This is a genomic window from Isoptericola variabilis (assembly GCF_050311655.1).
GTDB lineage: Bacteria > Actinomycetota > Actinomycetes > Actinomycetales > Cellulomonadaceae > Isoptericola > Isoptericola variabilis.
This window is the reverse complement of record NZ_JBNOZM010000008.1, coordinates 12,648-28,657: the sequence shown is the minus strand read 5'-3', so window position 1 is coordinate 28,657 and position 16,010 is coordinate 12,648. Positions and strand designations below refer to the sequence as shown.

The window sequence follows — 16,010 nt, the reverse complement described above, 5'->3', positions numbered from 1 at the left end:
TGGTGAGATGGCGCTGACGTGGCGTGCCGTCGTCCTGGCGGTGCTCGGGCTGATCCCGGTGGCGCTGTTCCCGGTGCCGGGGACGGTCGTGGCGTGGGCGCTGGTCGTGGCGGCCGTGTGCGCCGTCGACGTCGCGCTCGCCGCGTCGCCGCGCGCCGTCGCGCTCCAGCGCCGGACGCCGCGGTCGGTGCGCCTCGGCACGACGGCCCGCTCGGAGCTGGTGGTCACCAACACGGCACGACGCCGGCTGCGCGCCGTGGTCCGCGACGCCTGGCCGCCGTCGCTCGTGCCGGACGCGGGCGTGCACACGGACGGCGCCGCCGCCGGCGAGCCGCTGGTGGCCGGCTCGGCCCGGCACGACGTCGACCTGCCGCCCGGCGAGTCCGCCCGGGTGCGCACCCCGTTGCGGCCGACCCGCCGCGGCGACCGGGTCGCCGGGCCGGTGACGATCCGCTCGTTCGGGCCGCTGCGCGTCGCCGCCCGCCAGGCGTCGATCGCCGTGCCGGCCCGGCTGCGCGTGCTCCCCGAGTTCGCCAGCAGGCGGCACCTGCCCTCCCGGCTCGCGCGCCTGCGGGAGATGGACGGCCGGGCGGCCGTGCAGGTGCGCGGCGAGGGCACCGAGTTCGACTCGCTGCGCGAGTACGTGGTGGGCGACGACGTGCGCTCGATCGACTGGCGCGCCACCGCCCGCCGCGGCGACGTCGTCGTGCGGACCTGGCGGCCCGAGCGCGACCGGCGCGTGGTCATCGTGCTCGACACCGGCCGCACCTCGGCGGCGCGGATCGGCACCGCGGCCGTGCCCGAGGACGTGGCCGACGCCGATCGGGCGGGGGGTCCGGACGACGACGCGCCGTCGTCGCTCGGCGGCACGCGGCTGGAGGCCGGCATCGAGGCCGCCCTGCTGCTCGGGGCGCTCGCCGACCGCGCCGGCGACCGGGTCCAGGTGCTCGCCTACGACCGGGCGCTGCGCGCGCGGGTCGCGGGCGCGTCCGGCCCGCGGCTGCTGCCCGCGCTGGCCGAGTCGCTCTCCACGGTCGAGCCCGCGCTGCTGGAGACCGACTGGCCCGGCCTCGTCGGCCAGGTGCGGCAGCGGGTCTCGCAGCGTTCGCTCGTGGTGCTGCTGACGTCCCTCGATCCGGCGGCCGTCGAGACCGGCCTGCTGCCGGTGATCGATCGGCTGTCGGGCACCCACCAGGTGGTCGTCGCGGCCGTCGCCGACGCGGACGCCGCCCGGCTGCGCGCGGACCGCTCGTCGGCGGCCGCCGTGTACGACGCGGCCGCGGCCGCCCGCGCCGACCTCGAGCGGGCCGCCGTCTCCACCGTGCTGCGCCAGCACGGCGCCGAGGTGGTCGAGGCGCTCCCGGACGACCTCGCGCCGCGCCTCGCGGACACCTACCTGGCGCTCAAGGCCGCCGGGCGGCTCTGACCGGCCCCGCGCCGAACAGGCGGGTGTCGGTCAGCCGACGGTCGGCACGACCTCGCCGGCGCGGTCGGCGTCCAGGTCACCGGTGAGCCCGGCCGCGGTGGCGCGGCGACCCAGCACGACGACGTAGACCCAGAAGCCGGCGAGCGCGATCGCGCCGATGACGATCTTGAGCCACCACGGCAGCGCGGAGCCCGTGACGTACCCCTCGATCAGCCCGGACACCGCGAGCGCCCCCGCGAGCCCGATCGCGACGGTGACGAGCGCGCGGCCCTCCTGCGCGAGGGCGACGGTGCGCGGCCGCGGGCCGGGCGACACCGCCGTCCAGAAGAGCTTCAGCCCGGCCGCGCCGGCGACGAACACCGCGGTGAGCTCCAGCAGCCCGTGCGGCGCGATGAGCTGGAGGAACACGTCCAGCTCGTCGTAGGCGGCCATCATGCCGCCGGTGGCGCCCACGCCCACCGCGTTCTGGATCAGCACGTAGGCCGGCCAGACGCCGGTGATGCCGAGGCCTACGCACTGCGCGGCGATCAGGGTGTTGTTGGTCCACACCATGGCGGCGAAGGAGGCCCCCGGGTCGTAGTACGACGCGAACGCGTCGTCGACGTACTGCTCCCGCACCGAGGGCGGGCCCATCAGCGCGAGGGCGTCCGGGTCTGTGGCGACGCGGTACCCGGCGACGACGGCGAGCGCGAGGCACGCCACGGTGACGGCGAGCGTCCACCAGCGCACCCGGTACAGCGCGGCCGGCACGGTCACGACGACGAACCGGACGACGTCGGCCCAGGCGGGCTCGTGCGTGCCCGCCACGCGCACGCGGGCCCGGCTCAGCAGGTCGGAGAGCTTCGTGACGAGCACGGGGTCGGGCGCGGCGGACCGGACCGTGGACAGGTGCGTGGCGACGGCCTGGTACAGCCGCACCAGCTCGTCGGCCTCCGCGCCGTCCAGCCGTCGCTTGCGGGTGAGCACGCGCAGGCGCTCCCACTGCGGGCTGTGCACGGCGGTGAAGGCGTCGAGGTCCACGGCCGCTAGCCTTCCACACGGGACACGTCGCACGAGCGGGGGATGCACATGCGGGGCGGGATCGACGGAGGCGTCACGGACGGGGTCGTCATCGGCGAGGGCGTGGTGCTCGACGCGCGGCCGGCGTCGTTCGTCAGCCGCGCGCTGGCGGCGCTGCTCGACCTCGCGGCGCTCGCCGTCGTCGGGATCGCGCTGCTGATCGTGGTCGCCCTCCAGGACGTCGCGTTCGACGAGCAGTGGGCCCGGGTGGCCGGCGTCGTGGCGGCGGTGCTCGTGATGGTCGTGGTCCCCACGACGGTCGAGACGCTGAGCCGTGGCCGGTCGCTGGGCAAGCTGATCACCGGGCTGCGCGTGGTGCGCGACGACGGCGGGCCGGTCCGGTTCCGGCACGCCTTCGTGCGCGCGCTGGTGGGCATCGGCGAGCTCTGGCTGACGTTCGGCAGCGTGGCCCTGATCGCGTCGCTGTCCAACTCCCGCGGCAAGCGGCTCGGGGATCTGCTCGCCGGCACGTACGTCATCCGGGTGCGGGGCGGCCGCGGCCGCACGGTCCCGCTCGCCATGCCGCCGGAGCTGGCGGTCTGGGCCCGTACCGCGGACATCCGGCGCCTGCCGGACGGGCTCGCCCTCGCCGCCCGGCAGTTCCTCGACCGCGCCCCCCGGCTGGCGCCCGCGTCGCGTGCGGGCCTGGCCGACGACCTCGCCGGCCGGATCGAGCCGTTCGTCGCCCCCGGCCCGCCGCCCGGCACGCCCGCCGAGGCCTTCCTGCACGCCGTCCTGCACGAGCGCCGCGACCGCGAGCTGGAGCGCGGCAGGGCCGAGCAGGAGCGGGCCGAGGCCCGCGCCGCCACCCTGCACCGCCTGCCGTACGCCGTCCCGGACCCGCCCCGCTGACCCACAACGCTCTCGGTCAGCGGCGGCGGTCCTCGAAGCGGCCGAAGACGCGCACCAGGCCGAGCAGCACCAGCAGGTACGCCGCGAACCACACCGGTCGGGACGCCCACCAGTCCGCGCCCCACGCGGCCGGCAGCTCCTGGCCCAGGCCGAGCAGCGCCACGCCGACGACGGCGAACATCGCGGTGAGGTGCCACAGGTAGACGGTCATCGACCGGCGGGCCAGGGCGCCGACCGCCCGCGCTCCCGTCCCGGAGGCGGCCCGGCGCACCAGCGCGGCACGGAACAGCAGCACCAGGCACACCTGGGCGACGGCGTGCGCGATGACGGGCGCGGTCGGCGGGCCGAGGTTCGAGATCTCGTCGCCGGGCATCCCGACGAGGCTGAGCGGGTAGGGCCCGGCCGCCACCAGCACGACGGTCGCGGCGACCGCGGCGAGGGCCCCGGCGGCGAGGAGGAGCCGGGCGGTGCGCCCGGCGAGCGGGTCGGCGGGCGCGCCCGTCCCGTCCAGGGCGGGACGGCGGGGGGCGGTGCGCTCGGAGGCGTACGCGATCCCGGCGAGGAACGGCGCCGCCCACGCGAGCAGCACGTTGGCCCAGGCCAGCGCGCCGGTGACCTCTCCGGGGAGCCCGAACCGCAGCGCGTCGAGCGCGAGCGGCAGCGCGACGGCGACGGCGAGGGCGCCCCACCGCCACCGCTGCCAGGCCGCCCGCAGCAGCGGGGTGAGCGCCATGAGCACCACCCACACCCCGAGGAACCACAGCAGCTGCGGAGCCATCCGCGCCATCCTCCACACCGCGTCGTCGGGCACGCCGACGGCGAGGAGCGCGGCGACCGCGAGCGCCCAGGCCCCGGCGAACGCCGCCACCGGCCGCACGACGCCGCGCAGGCGTGCCGCGATCGTCCCGCCCCAGCCGCGACCCCCGACGGTCGTGACGGAGCGCTGGTACCCGGCGGAGGCGCCGGCCGCGAAGAACAGCAGGGCCAGCGGCTGCAGCCAGGTGACGAGCCAGCCGGCGCCGTGCCCGAGCGCGTTGCCGACGAGGAGCGTCCGGCCGTCCCAGGTGGCCTCCGCCATGAGCCAGTGCAGCAGCACCACCCCGAGCGTGCCCAGCGCCCGCACGACGTCGACGAACGGGTCCCGCGCCCGACGCGGGCGGGCGGCGTCCGGGGCCGACGTCGGTGCGGACGCGGGGGCGGTGGTGCGCGCCGTCGCGAGCGGCGGCGGTGCGGACGGGGCGTGCGGGGCGGGGGCGTCGAGGACGGCCACGATGGCTCCTGAGGCTGGGCGACGAGGACCCTTCCAGCCTCGTGACCTGCGACGTCGTCCGACATGGGCCTGACCCCCGCGCCGGCCGCCCTCTCCCCCGGACCGCTCCGGGGGACAACCCCCGCCGACCTGTCAGGACCACGCGCACCCCTACGTGGTCGTGGTCCTGACAACTCGCGAAACCCGCGACGTGTCAGGACCACACGCATGAATACCTGCGTGTGGTCCTGACAGGTCACGGGTCAGGCGTCGACGCCCAGGTAGCGCAGGACGGCGCGCACGCGGCGGTGGTCGGCGGAGTCCTGCGGCAGGTCGAGCTTGGTGAAGATGGCGGCGACGTTCTTCTCCACCGCCCCGTAGGACAGGTACAGCTGCTCGGCGATGGCGCCGTTGGAGCGGCCCTGGGCCATGAGCTCCAGGACCTCCTTCTCGCGCGGCGTCAGGCGGCCGACGCCGTCCTCCGGCGAGCGGTGCGCGCCCATGAGCTGGCGCACCACCTCGGGGTCGAGCACGGTCTCCCCCGCCGCGACGCGGCCCAGCGCGGCGACGAAGTCCCCGACGTCGGCCACGCGGTCCTTGAGCAGGTAGCCGACGCCGCGCGGGTCGCCCTCGAGCAGGCGGGACGCGTAGCGCGTCTCGACCCACTGCGAGAACACCAGCACCGGCAGGCCGGGGTGCGCGGCGCGCAGCGCCTCGGCCGCACGCAGCCCCTCGTCCGTGTGCGACGGCGGCATGCGGATGTCGGCGACGAGCACGTCCGGCAGCGCACCCGCGGCGGCGAGCGTCGTGACCTCGCGGACGAGGGCGTCGCCGTCGGGCACCGCCGCGACGACGTCGTACCCGCGGCGCGACAGGAGCGCGACGAGCCCGTCACGCAGGATGGCGGAGTCCTCGGCGACGACGACGCGCAGCGGGCTCGTACCGGTCGACGGCGCGGCCGTCATCGGCGGGTCCCGGGGGCGGGCAGCGGGATGGTCACGGTGATCACCGTAGGCCCTCCCGCCGGGCTGACCACCCGGAGCGTCCCGTCGACGCCGGACAGCCGGTCCGTGAGCCCCGCGAGGCCGCTGCCCCGGCCCGACGCGTCGGGCGCGCGCACCGCGGCGCCGCCCACGCCGTCGTCGTGCACGCGCAGCACGAGCGCACGGACGGCGGCCCCGGTCGCGGCGTCGGCGACCGGCTCGACGCCCGCCACGACGTCGACACCGGTCGCGCGGGCGTGCTTGGTCGCGTTGGCGACGAGCTCCGCGACGGCGAAGTACGAGATGGCGGTGACGCTGGGCGGGAGGTCCGCGCCCTCGAGCCCGACGGCGTGCACCCGCACCGGCAGCGCGGCGCGCGCCGCGAGCGTCTCGAGGGCCACGGACAGGCCGGCGTCCAACGCGGGCGGGCGGATGCCGCGGGCGAGCTCGCGCAGCTCGGCGAGCGTGTCCTTCGTGCTGGAGTGGGCCGTCTCCAGGACGGACGCGAGCTCGGACTCGTCGGCCCCGTCGCGCAGCAGCTCGCGCGCCTCGCCGATCTGCATGGCGACGGCGACGAGGTGCGCCTGGGTGCCGTCGTGCAGGTCGCGCTCGATGCGGCGCAGTCGCTCGTCGGCGTCCTCCACCGTGACGGCGCGCGCCCGCTCCGCGTACGCGACGCGCAGGCTGGCGCGCGTGGGGCTGAGCAGCCCGACGGCGAGCAGCCGGAAGAGGCCGACGAACAGCGACTGCACCTGCGGCCACAGGTAGAACAGGATCAGGCCCGCCGCGGCGAGCAGGAGCTGGCGGGCAGGGGTGTCGACGAACCAGTCCGTGCCGAACGACGCACCACGGTGCCACGTGCCGTCGCCCGCCTGCTGCAGCGGCAGCCACCGTGACCAGAACCAGTGCGTCATCCCGCCGAGCGCGACGACGAGGAACACCGTGCTCACGACGAACGACGCGATGGCCAGCGGGAACGTCACCACCATGTACAGCAGCCCGCGCCAGGCGGTGGCGTCGCCGAGCATGCCGCCGAGGCGCCGCCAGAACCCCTTGCGCGGCTGACGCGGCGCGGGCTCCGCGATCTCGACGCCGAGGTAGCGCACCGCCATCCGCCGGTAGACCGACGCCCAGCCGCGCGCCCCGAGCAGCACGCCGCCGGCGACGAAGAGGCCCACGACCGTCACCGCGACGCCCGCCATGAACGACACGGTGAACAGGGCGTACGCGAGCGCGAACGGCGCGAGCAGCAGCGCGAGCCACAGGAAGCCGTAGGCGCGCCAGGTCCGGCCGTCGAACGGGGCGAGGAGGAACGGCGGCGCCCCCTCCGCCGTCGCCCGTGGGGACGCCGCCGGCCGCGCTCCGGGCTGCGCGGTCGACGGTGCGGACGACGGCGAGGTCGGCGGGTTCGCGGGCGGCGGCACCTGGCCGTCGGTGGACGTCATGCTGGTCATGCTTCCAGGCTGCCGCCCGCGGCGCCGAGCCGATAACCGGCGAGCCACCCTGCGCGCGGGGGCTGTCCCCCGTACCCGCCCGGCGAGCTGTCAGGGCCAGGAGCACCGGAACATGCGCGTGGCCCTGACAGCACGCCGCGAGGGTGAGCTGTCAGGGCCACGTGCACAGGAGCCGGTCCTGGACCGACAGGTCAGTAGCGGTAGTGCTCCGGCTTGTACGGGCCCTCCACCGGCACGCCGATGTACTCGGCCTGCTCCTTGCTGAGCTCGGTGAGCCGGACGCCGAGGGCGTCGAGGTGCAGGCGCGCGACCTTCTCGTCGAGCACCTTGGGCAGGCGGTACACCTGCCGCTCGTACTGGCGCTCCTCGGCGGGGCGCGCCATGTCGGCGAACAGCTCCATCTGGCCGATCACCTGGTTGGCGAACGAGTTCGACATGACGAACGACGGGTGCCCGGTCGCGTTGCCCAGGTTGAGCAGGCGCCCCTCGGACAGCACGATGATCGACCGCTCGGGACGACCATCGGCCGCAGGCAGCGTCCACTCGTGCACCTGCGGCTTGACCTCGGTCTTCACGACGCCGGGCACGGCGGCGAGGCCGGCCATGTCGATCTCGTTGTCGAAGTGCCCGATGTTGCCGACGACGGCCTTGTCCTTGAGCGCGAGCATGTGCTCGGTGCGCACGACGTCCTTGTTGCCCGTCGTGGTGATGACGAAGTCGGCCTCGCCGATCACGTCGTCGAGCCGGGCGACCTGGAAGCCGTCCATCGCGGCCTGCAGCGCGCAGATCGGGTCCACCTCGGACACGATGACGCGCGCGCCCTGCCCGCGGAACGCCTCCGCCGCGCCCTTGCCGACGTCGCCGTAGCCGCAGACGAACGCGACCTTGCCGCCGATGAGGATGTCCGTCGCGCGGTTGATGCCGTCCGGCAGCGAGTGCCGGATGCCGTACTTGTTGTCGAACTTCGACTTGGTGACCGAGTCGTTGACGTTGATCGCCGGGAAGATCAGCTCCCCCGCCTCGGCGAGGTGGTAGAGCCGGTGCACGCCCGTCGTCGTCTCCTCGGTGACGCCGCCGATGCCCTGCGCGATCGTCGTCCAGCGCAGCGGGTCGGACTCCAGCGCCCGGCGCAGCACGCCCCGCACCACGTTCATCTCGTGGGTGTGGTCGGGCTCGCCCGGAAGCGTGTCGGGCGGGACCACGCCGGCGCGCTCGTACTGCAGGCCGAGGTGCACCAGCATCGTGGCGTCGCCGCCGTCGTCGAGGATGAGGTTGGGGCCGCCCTGGCCGTTCTCCGCGCCCGGCCACACGAGGATCTGCTCGGTGCAGTCCCAGTACTCCTCGAGGCTCTCGCCCTTCCACGCGAAGACGGGGACGCCCTGCGGGTCCTCGGGGGTGCCGTGCGGGCCGACGACGATCGCTGCGGCCGCCTCGTCCTGCGTGCTGAAGATGTTGCAGCTGGCCCAACGCACCTCGGCGCCGAGCGCCACCAGCGTCTCGATGAGGACGGCGGTCTGCACGGTCATGTGCAGGGAGCCGGCGATGCGCGCGCCGGCCAGGGGCTGCGCCTCGCCGTACTCGGCGCGCAGCGCCATGAGGCCGGGCATCTCGTGCTCGGCGAGCCGGATCTGGTGCCGGCCGGCCTCCGCCAGCGCGAGCGAGCGCACCTTGTAGCGCCCGGGAGCCTCGTCGAAGCCCGTCGTGCCGGGTGCCTCAGCGGTCGTGGACATGGTCGCCCTCCTGGGGTCTGCGGTATGAGCCGTGTGCGCTGGGGGCTCCCGTCTGCGCGTGGCCCGGCGGCGTCCGCACGGGCCAGCACCCAGGGTAGACCGCGGCGCGTCCCGGACGCAGCGAGGCCGGCACCCGAGCGGGTGCCGGCCTCGTCCGGCGCGGTTCGTGGTGCGCGACGGGGAGCGTCAGCCGTTCTTCGACGCGCGGTAGCCGGCCTTGCGCGCGGCCGCGGTCGTCGTGAAGCACTCCTCCGGCTTGGTCGCCTTGTAGTAGCGGCCACCCGGCACGTGATAGATCCAGTCGCCCTTCTTCGCCGTCGTCCGGTTGCCCTTGATCGGCGCCCAGCTCGGGCAGTGGTACGCGCTGACCGGGGTCGTACGCGACGGCTTCTTGCCCTGCTTGACGACCAGCGTCTGCGTCCTGGACTTCGACTTCGTCGCCGACCAGACCTTCTTCTCGGCCGACGTCAGCGTGTACGTCTTGTAGGTGACCTTCGTGGTCACCCTGTACGTGCCGGCCTTGAGCGCGACGGACTTCTTGTTCTTCGCGATCGTCGTGCCGGACTTCTTCACCGTGAGGGTCTTGGACTTCACGGAGACCCTGCCCTTGGCCACGACGTTCGGCCGGACCGTGGCCTTCTTCTTGTACGGCGCGGTCTTCGTCGCGATCTTCTTGACGGTCACCGAGGTGGACACCGCGGCCGACGCCGTCGGGGCGGCCACCGTGGCCGGGACGGTCGCGAGCGGTGCGGCCAGCAGTGTCACAGCCGTGACGAGCGCGGCGACGCGGCCGGCACGGCGCGTGGGACGAGGGTGCTTCACGGGCTTCTCCTGGGGTGGGCCGAACTCGGCAGGACGATGGTGTCGCGAGTCAAGTATGGGAGCGCTCCCGAGCGCTCAGACCGGCCGATGTCCGACTTCACCCGGTACTGCGCGGGTGAAGTTCGCCGCACCGGCCCGACCGGCGGCGCAGCAACGAGCGCCGCCGCCGGCCGGTCCCCAGGACGAGATGACGGACGACGGCGCTCGGGACCTGCCGGTTCAGCTCGACACGCGCCGCCAGACGCAGCCCGCCGTCTCGAAGGCCGTATCGCTCGCGAGCACCTGCCAGTAGCCCGGACCGTCGAAGAAGTCGTTGTCCAGGATCGAGTCGAGCTCCGCGGAGAAGCTCGACATCGACGCGACGTAGCACCCGGTCCCGTCGGAGGAGCCCGACGTGTAGTAGAGGCCCGGCTTCAGCTGCCCGCCGCTCGTCCCCACCCGGTAGATACCGTCGGCCGCCGTGCTGGTCCGGACCGACCCGTAGGCGTAGTACTTGCGCCAGGTGCCGCAGCCATCGGTCACGAAGTACTTGTCGGTGCTCTTGATCGTCACGATCGTCTGCCCGAACGTGATGCTGTTGGCGATGATGCCGCTCAGCGAGGAGCCCGCCGTAGAACGGCGCTCGAAGTAGCAACCCGCCGAGCTGCCCGAGGTGATGTACGTGCCGGGCTTGATCTGCGTGCCCACCCTGTAGGTGCCGTCCTTCGTCAGCACGGCGGCGGGAGCGCCGACGGCGGCGGTCGCGGCACTGGTGCGCGACGTCGGGTAGTAGCCCGAGCGGACGCCCTTGATGGTGACGGTGATGCGCTTGCCGTACTGCGCGCCCGTGAGCTTGAAGCTCGACCCGGTGGCACCCTTGATCGCGGTGCCGTTGGCCTTCCACTGGTACTTCCACGACGACGGCGTCGGCGTCCACGTGCCGCGGCTGCTCACCTTGAGGGTGGACCCGACGCGTGCGGTGCCGGAGACCTTCGGCGCGGAGGTGCGCGAGTAGACGCGCAGCACCTTGGACGACGCGCTCGTGACCGACTTCGTGGTGTATCCGGCGCGGCTGCCCGTGACGGTCACGGTGAGGTTCTTGCCCGCGTACTTCGACGGGATCGTGTACGACGACTTCGTCGCGCCGGTGATCTTCACGCCGTTGACGCGCCACTGGTAGCGGTACGTCGTGGCGGACGGCTTCCACGTCCCGCGCGTCACGGAGACCTTGTTCCCGACGCGGACGGTGCCGCTGATCTTCGGCGCGGGCGCGGAGAAGACGCCCGCCCCCACCGTCTTGCCGGCGCTCGACCTCGTGACACTGGTGTACCCGGCCTTCTTCCCGGTCACACGCACCGACAGGCTCTTGCCCTTCACGGACGCCGTGGGCGTGTAGGCCGACGTGGTGGCACCGGAGATCGCCTTGCCGGACGCATACCACTGGTACGTCAGGGTGGCGCCCGAGGTCCAGGTTCCGGCCCTGGCCGTCACCTTCGACCCGACGCGGACCGTGCCCGACAGCGTCGGGGTGGCTGTCGTGAGGGTGGCGTTCGCGACGGTCCTGGCGGCGGACGTCCGTGACACCGGCGCGTATCCCTCGACGGTCCCGGTGACCGTCACCTGGAGCGCCTTGCCGGCGTCCGCCGCTGTGAGCGTGTAGGTCGGGCTCGTCGCACGGCTGATCGGCGTCCCCGACCGCAGCCACTGGTAGGACAGCGCGGCGTCGGCGGGGGCCCACGTGCCGGGAACCGCCGTCACGGTCCTGCCGACCTGGACGGTGCCGGTCACCGTGGGGGTGGCCCCCGAAAGCGTCCCCGCGACCACGGTCCCCGTGGTGGCCGTGACGTTGGCGGGCAGGTAACCCTGCGCCTCGCCGCTCGCGACCACGGTCAGCGCACTGCCGACGTCGGCCGGGCCGGGCACGTAGGTGCTGCCCTGGCCCACGACGACGTCGCCGCGGCGCCACTCGAACGCCAGGTCGACGGCCGGCGTCCACGTGTCCGCAGTCACGGTGAGCGTCTGCCCCACGCGGGCGTCGCCGGTGACCTGGAGGGCGGCCGTCACGAAGGCGCCCGAGGCGACCGCGTCGACGGCGGTCACGACGACGGAGTCGCTGGGCTCCCCGCCCACGGCACCCTCCGGGGCCTTGCCGGTCACCTCGACACTGACCGTGCTGCCGAGCATGGCGGGGGTCAGGACGAGGCTGTCGTCCTGCGCACCTTCGACCTCCACGTCGTCGGTGAACCAGCGGTACGTGAAGTCGAGCGCCACGCCTTCCGGCTCCCACAGCGCGGACTGCGGGTCGAGGGACAGCTCCTGCCCCACCCTGGGCGTGCCGTCCAGGACGAGCAACGCGGCGTCCGGGGCAGTGACGTCCACAGGTTCGGTGGGCTCGGTCGTCGGATCGGTGGGCCCATCCGTCGGCTCGGTCGTGGCAGACGGCTCGACGACGGGTTCGGTGGACGCGGACGCGGGCGCGGCGAGCAGCGGCGCGAGGATCAGCGCGAGGGTGGCGACGAGCGCGGGAGCGCGCCCACGCACGGGGCGGGAGAGGACGGGTTCCACGGATCCTCCGGGGGAAGTGCCGACCATCGGCCGGCGGCGGGGTGCGCGACCGGACGGCCGCGACGGCTTCGGTGCCGCTCGTCGGCACGCCAGCATGCAGGCGCGGACCGACGTGGGGGTGCGCCGAGTATGGACGTCCAAGAGTTGCCGACGGCACGAGCCAGACCCCGCGCGGGAGTTTTTCACCCGCTCATGGAACGTTTTCACCCGCCGTCTCCGACGGGTCGGCGGCGGCCCGGCGCGGGGCCTCGCAGGCCACCCCTCTTTACCCGATCAGGAAAGAACCCGGGGCATAACCTCACCCGAACGGCGCGCCGGAAGGTGGCCCGGACCACACCCCGCCGGCCCGAAAAGTGACCTGCGCCACGGTGAATATCACATTCAGGTAACGATCATTTCACCCTCGACGGGGGCCAGAGTCCGATAAAGCCCCAGGACGACAAGGGAGAACAGCGCAAATCAGACAGGGGTTCTCGGTTCGCCAGAGCACCCTTCGGCGTAGGAGGGTGCTTGATGCCCTTGTGCCCACCGGAACCGCGGAAGCACGGGAACCCGTGACCGGTGCTCGACGCACCGCCCGGCGAACCGTGGGTACATCCGAACGTGATGGAAGGTGGCGAGCCCTGCCCGAATGACGGGAGACAGCAGTACCACCACAACGCCCACCGAGACCTCCGGCATGACGCCCGCGGTGTCCGTGCGAGGCGTCTACAAGGTCTTCGGCCCCAAGCCCGCCGAGGCGGTCCGCCGCCTCGAGGCCGGCGCCACGCGCGACGAGGTGAAGAGCCTCGGCACCGCCGCAGTGATCGATGCGACCTTCGATGTGGCCCCCGGAGAGATCTTCGTCGTCATGGGCCTGTCCGGCTCCGGCAAGTCGACGCTCATCCGCATGCTCAACGGCCTGTGGGCCCCCACCGCGGGCGACGTCCTCCTCGGGGACGCCAACCTCGCGAAGGTCGACGGCAAGCGGCTGCGCGAGCTCCGCCGCACCCGCGTGAGCATGGTGTTCCAGCACTTCGCGCTGCTGCCGCACCGCACGGTGCTCGACAACGCCGCCTACCCGCTGGAGATCCAGGGGGTCGGCAAGGCGGAGCGCCAGGAGAAGGCGCGCCACGCGCTCGACATGGTCGGCCTGTCCGGCTGGCAGGACTCGCTGCCGTCGCAGCTGTCCGGCGGCATGCGCCAGCGCGTCGGCCTCGCCCGCGCGCTCGCCGCCGACACCGACGTGCTGCTCATGGACGAGGCGTTCAGCGCCCTCGACCCGCTGATCCGCTCGGAGATGCAGGAGCAGCTCCTGGAGCTCCAGGAGAAGCTCGGCAAGACGATCATCTTCATCACGCACGACCTCAACGAGGCCATGCACCTCGGCGACCGGATCGCCGTCATGCGCGACGGCCGCATCGTGCAGATCGGCACCGCCGAGCAGATCCTCTCCGACCCGGCCAACTCCTACGTGGAGAAGTTCGTGGCCGACGTCGACCGGTCCCGCGTGCTCACCGCGTCGACCGTCATGCAGCGCCCGCGCCTCACGGTGCCGGCGGGTGGCGGGCCCCGGCAGGCCGCGCGCGAGATGCGCGACGCCGAGGTGTCGGGTGCCTTCGCCGTCGACCGGCGCCGCGTCCTCAAGGGGCTCGTCCGCGCCGACGACGCGGTGCGTGCCACCAAGGCGGGCGTCGAGAAGCTCGAGGGGATCATCGACGCCGACGTGACGTCGGTGCACCAGGACACCCCGATCGCCGAGCTGTTCGCGCCTGCCGCGGAGTCGGCGGTGCCGCTCGCGGTGGTCGACGACGAAGGCCGCCTGGTCGGCGTCGTGCCGCGCGTGACGCTGCTCGAGGCCATGGCGGGCGAGCCCGTCGAGAACGGGAACGTCTCGACGCCCGGGACGGCGCAGGAGGGTCGGAGCGACGACGAACCCGCCGGGACGACGACGGAAGGAGCCCCGGCATGATCACCGCAGCGACCGACACCCTCGTCCCCCGCGTCCCGGTCGGCGACTGGATCGAGACCGCGATCGGCTGGGTCACCGACACGTTCGATCCGCTGTTCGACGCGATCAAGACGTTCTTCGAGTCCATCTACGACGGCCTGGCCTGGGTGCTCGGCACCCCGCCGTTCTTCGTCGTCGCCATCGTGCTCGCCGCGATCGCCTTCTGGGCCAAGGGCTGGAAGCTCGGTGTCGGGTCCCTGGTCGGCTTCGTCCTCATCGCGGCGATGGACCAGTGGGACAACGCCATGGACTCCCTGGCGCTCGTCCTGCTCGCCTCCGTGGTGGCCCTGCTGATCGGCATCCCGCTCGGTATATGGTCCGCGCGCAACGAGCACGTCTCGCGCGTGGTGCGGCCGATCCTCGACTTCATGCAGACGATGCCCGCCTTCGTCTACCTGATCCCGACGGTCGTCATCTTCCTCACCGGCCCCGTGCCCGGCATCATCGCGACCATCGTGTTCGCGCTCGCCCCCGGCGTGCGCTTCACGGAGCTGGGCATCCGCCAGGTCGACTCCGAGGTGGTGGAGGCCGGCCGCGCGTTCGGCTCCACCGACCGCCGCATCCTGCGCCAGATCCAGATCCCGCTGGCGATGCCCACGATCATGGCGGGCGTCAACCAGGTCATCATGCTCGCCCTGTCGATGGTGGTCATCTCCGGCATGGTCGGCGCCGGCGGCCTCGGCGGCGACGTCGTGGGCGCGCTGTCCAGCGTCGACATCGCGCTCGGTTTCGAGGCCGGCCTCGCGGTCGTGTTCCTCGCGATCTACCTCGACCGCGTCACCTCGGCCCTCGGCGACCGTTCGCCGGTCGCCAAGGCTCTCCAGGCCACGCGCTGACGCTCCCGCTCCTCGCTCGTGCGGCGGCCGTCGCGCCGCCGCGCGGGCACCTTCAGGAAGGACAACCAATGAATCTCGGACGCCACACCCGTCGTGTCGCCGCCGCCGGCGGCACGCTCGCCCTCGCCGTCTCCCTCGCCGCCTGCGCTTCGGGCGACGACGGCGGCTCCGACACCGCCTCGGGTGACGAGAAGGAGATCACCATCGGCATCCCGTCCGGCTGGGACGAGGGCATCGCCGTGTCGAACCTCTGGGCCAAGGTGCTCGAGGAGAAGGGCTACGACGTCGACACCAAGACCGCCGACATCGGCGTGGTCTTCACCGGCCTGGCCGGCGGGGACATGGACGTGCTCTTCGACACGTGGCTGCCCATCACGCACGCCGACTACGTCGACAAGTTCGGCGACGACATCTCCGACCTCGGCACCTGGTACGACGACGCCAAGCTCACCATCGCGGTGAACGAGGACTCGCCGGCGAAGACCATCGGCGATCTCGCGAAGTACGCCGACGACTACGGCAACAAGCTGGTCGGCATCGAGGCGGGCGCCGGTCTGACCAAGGTGACCAAGGAAGAGGCGATCCCGACCTACGGCCTGGAGGGACTCGACTACACGATCTCCTCGACGCCGGCGATGCTCGCCGAGCTCAAGGGCGCCGCCGACAAGGGCAACAACATCGCCGTCACGCTGTGGCGGCCGCACTGGGCCTACGACGAGTTCCCGGTCCGCGACCTCGAGGACCCCGAAGGCGCGATGGGCGACGCCGAGGAGATCCACACCTACGGCACGAAGGACTTCGCCGACCGCTACCCCGAGCTGGCGGGCTGGCTGAAGGCCTTCACCCTCGACGACGAGCAACTGTTCTCCCTCGAGAACCTCATGTTCAACGACGACGAGTACAAGGACGACCCGGAGGCCGCCGTCGACGCGTGGCTCGAGGCGAACCCCGACTTCGTCGACCAGGTCACCGGCGGCGCCGCCGCCGAGTGACCCGTCAGCGAGCCGGTTCAGGTCCCCGCGAGGTCGTCCGACCCGCGGGGACCTGAACTGTCTCGGCAGTGGT

The 16,010-nt window shown here is 73.3% G+C and carries 12 protein-coding genes; 5 read left to right on the top strand and 7 right to left on the bottom strand.

Going from position 1 to position 16,010, the window contains the following annotated elements:
- Window positions 1–7 precede the first annotated feature (7 nt).
- Window positions 8–1,426, top strand: coding sequence for a DUF58 domain-containing protein (locus ACQP60_RS16930; RefSeq protein WP_429734997.1), 1,419 nt, complete (start codon window positions 8–10; stop codon window positions 1,424–1,426).
- Between the two features lie 30 nt (window positions 1,427–1,456).
- On the opposite strand, the gene ACQP60_RS16925 is transcribed toward ACQP60_RS16930, so the two are convergent.
- The gene (locus tag ACQP60_RS16925; protein ID WP_429734995.1) at window positions 1,457–2,446 is read right to left on the bottom strand and encodes a stage II sporulation protein M; all 990 of its coding nucleotides are present in this window, start codon (window positions 2,444–2,446) and stop codon (window positions 1,457–1,459) included.
- A gap of 42 nt (window positions 2,447–2,488) precedes the next feature.
- Here ACQP60_RS16925 and ACQP60_RS16920 point away from each other — a divergent pair, with 42 nt between their 5' ends.
- Window positions 2,489–3,337: an RDD family protein gene (locus ACQP60_RS16920; RefSeq protein ID WP_429734992.1), complete on the top strand. Its 849-nt coding sequence runs from the start codon at window positions 2,489–2,491 to the stop codon at window positions 3,335–3,337.
- Window positions 3,338–3,353: 16 nt separating this feature from the next.
- Here the strand turns inward: ACQP60_RS16920 and ACQP60_RS16915 are convergent, their stop codons facing one another.
- The 6 genes from ACQP60_RS16915 to ACQP60_RS16890 form a co-directional block, all read right to left on the bottom strand.
- On the bottom strand, window positions 3,354–4,607 hold the full coding sequence (locus ACQP60_RS16915; protein WP_429734990.1) for an acyltransferase family protein: 1,254 nt from the start codon (window positions 4,605–4,607) through the stop codon (window positions 3,354–3,356).
- A gap of 242 nt (window positions 4,608–4,849) precedes the next feature.
- Window positions 4,850–5,551 carry a response regulator transcription factor gene (locus ACQP60_RS16910; protein WP_429734988.1) on the bottom strand — a complete coding sequence of 234 codons (702 nt, stop codon included), beginning with the start codon at window positions 5,549–5,551 and terminating at the stop codon, window positions 4,850–4,852.
- On the bottom strand, window positions 5,548–7,023 hold the full coding sequence (locus ACQP60_RS16905) for a sensor histidine kinase (RefSeq protein WP_429734986.1): 1,476 nt from the start codon (window positions 7,021–7,023) through the stop codon (window positions 5,548–5,550). The genes ACQP60_RS16910 and ACQP60_RS16905 overlap by 4 nt, the downstream gene beginning before the upstream one ends.
- 191 nt (window positions 7,024–7,214) lie before the next feature.
- Entirely contained in the window at window positions 7,215–8,753 is a 1,539-nt protein-coding gene (ahcY, locus tag ACQP60_RS16900) for an adenosylhomocysteinase (RefSeq protein ID WP_429734984.1), read from the bottom strand.
- 186 nt (window positions 8,754–8,939) lie between these two features.
- Window positions 8,940–9,575 carry a sunset domain-containing protein gene (locus tag ACQP60_RS16895; RefSeq protein WP_429734982.1) on the bottom strand — a complete coding sequence of 212 codons (636 nt, stop codon included), beginning with the start codon at window positions 9,573–9,575 and terminating at the stop codon, window positions 8,940–8,942.
- 219 nt (window positions 9,576–9,794) lie between these two features.
- Complete coding sequence (locus ACQP60_RS16890; RefSeq protein WP_429734980.1) at window positions 9,795–12,119, bottom strand: Rv1352/Rv1906c domain-containing protein; 2,325 nt, start codon at window positions 12,117–12,119, stop codon at window positions 9,795–9,797.
- Between the two features lie 679 nt (window positions 12,120–12,798).
- Between ACQP60_RS16890 and ACQP60_RS16885 the strand changes: the two genes are divergently transcribed.
- From ACQP60_RS16885 to ACQP60_RS16875, 3 genes are all read left to right on the top strand, one after another.
- Window positions 12,799–14,070 (top strand): quaternary amine ABC transporter ATP-binding protein, encoded by a 1,272-nt coding sequence (locus ACQP60_RS16885; protein WP_429734978.1) that lies wholly within the window; start codon window positions 12,799–12,801, stop codon window positions 14,068–14,070.
- Window positions 14,067–14,945 (top strand): ABC transporter permease, encoded by an 879-nt coding sequence (locus ACQP60_RS16880; protein ID WP_429734976.1) that lies wholly within the window; start codon window positions 14,067–14,069, stop codon window positions 14,943–14,945. Before ACQP60_RS16885 ends, ACQP60_RS16880 begins: the two co-directional genes overlap by 4 nt.
- 68 nt (window positions 14,946–15,013) lie before the next feature.
- On the top strand, window positions 15,014–15,937 hold the full coding sequence (locus tag ACQP60_RS16875) for a glycine betaine ABC transporter substrate-binding protein (protein WP_429734974.1): 924 nt from the start codon (window positions 15,014–15,016) through the stop codon (window positions 15,935–15,937).
- Window positions 15,938–16,010: the final 73 nt, after the last annotated feature.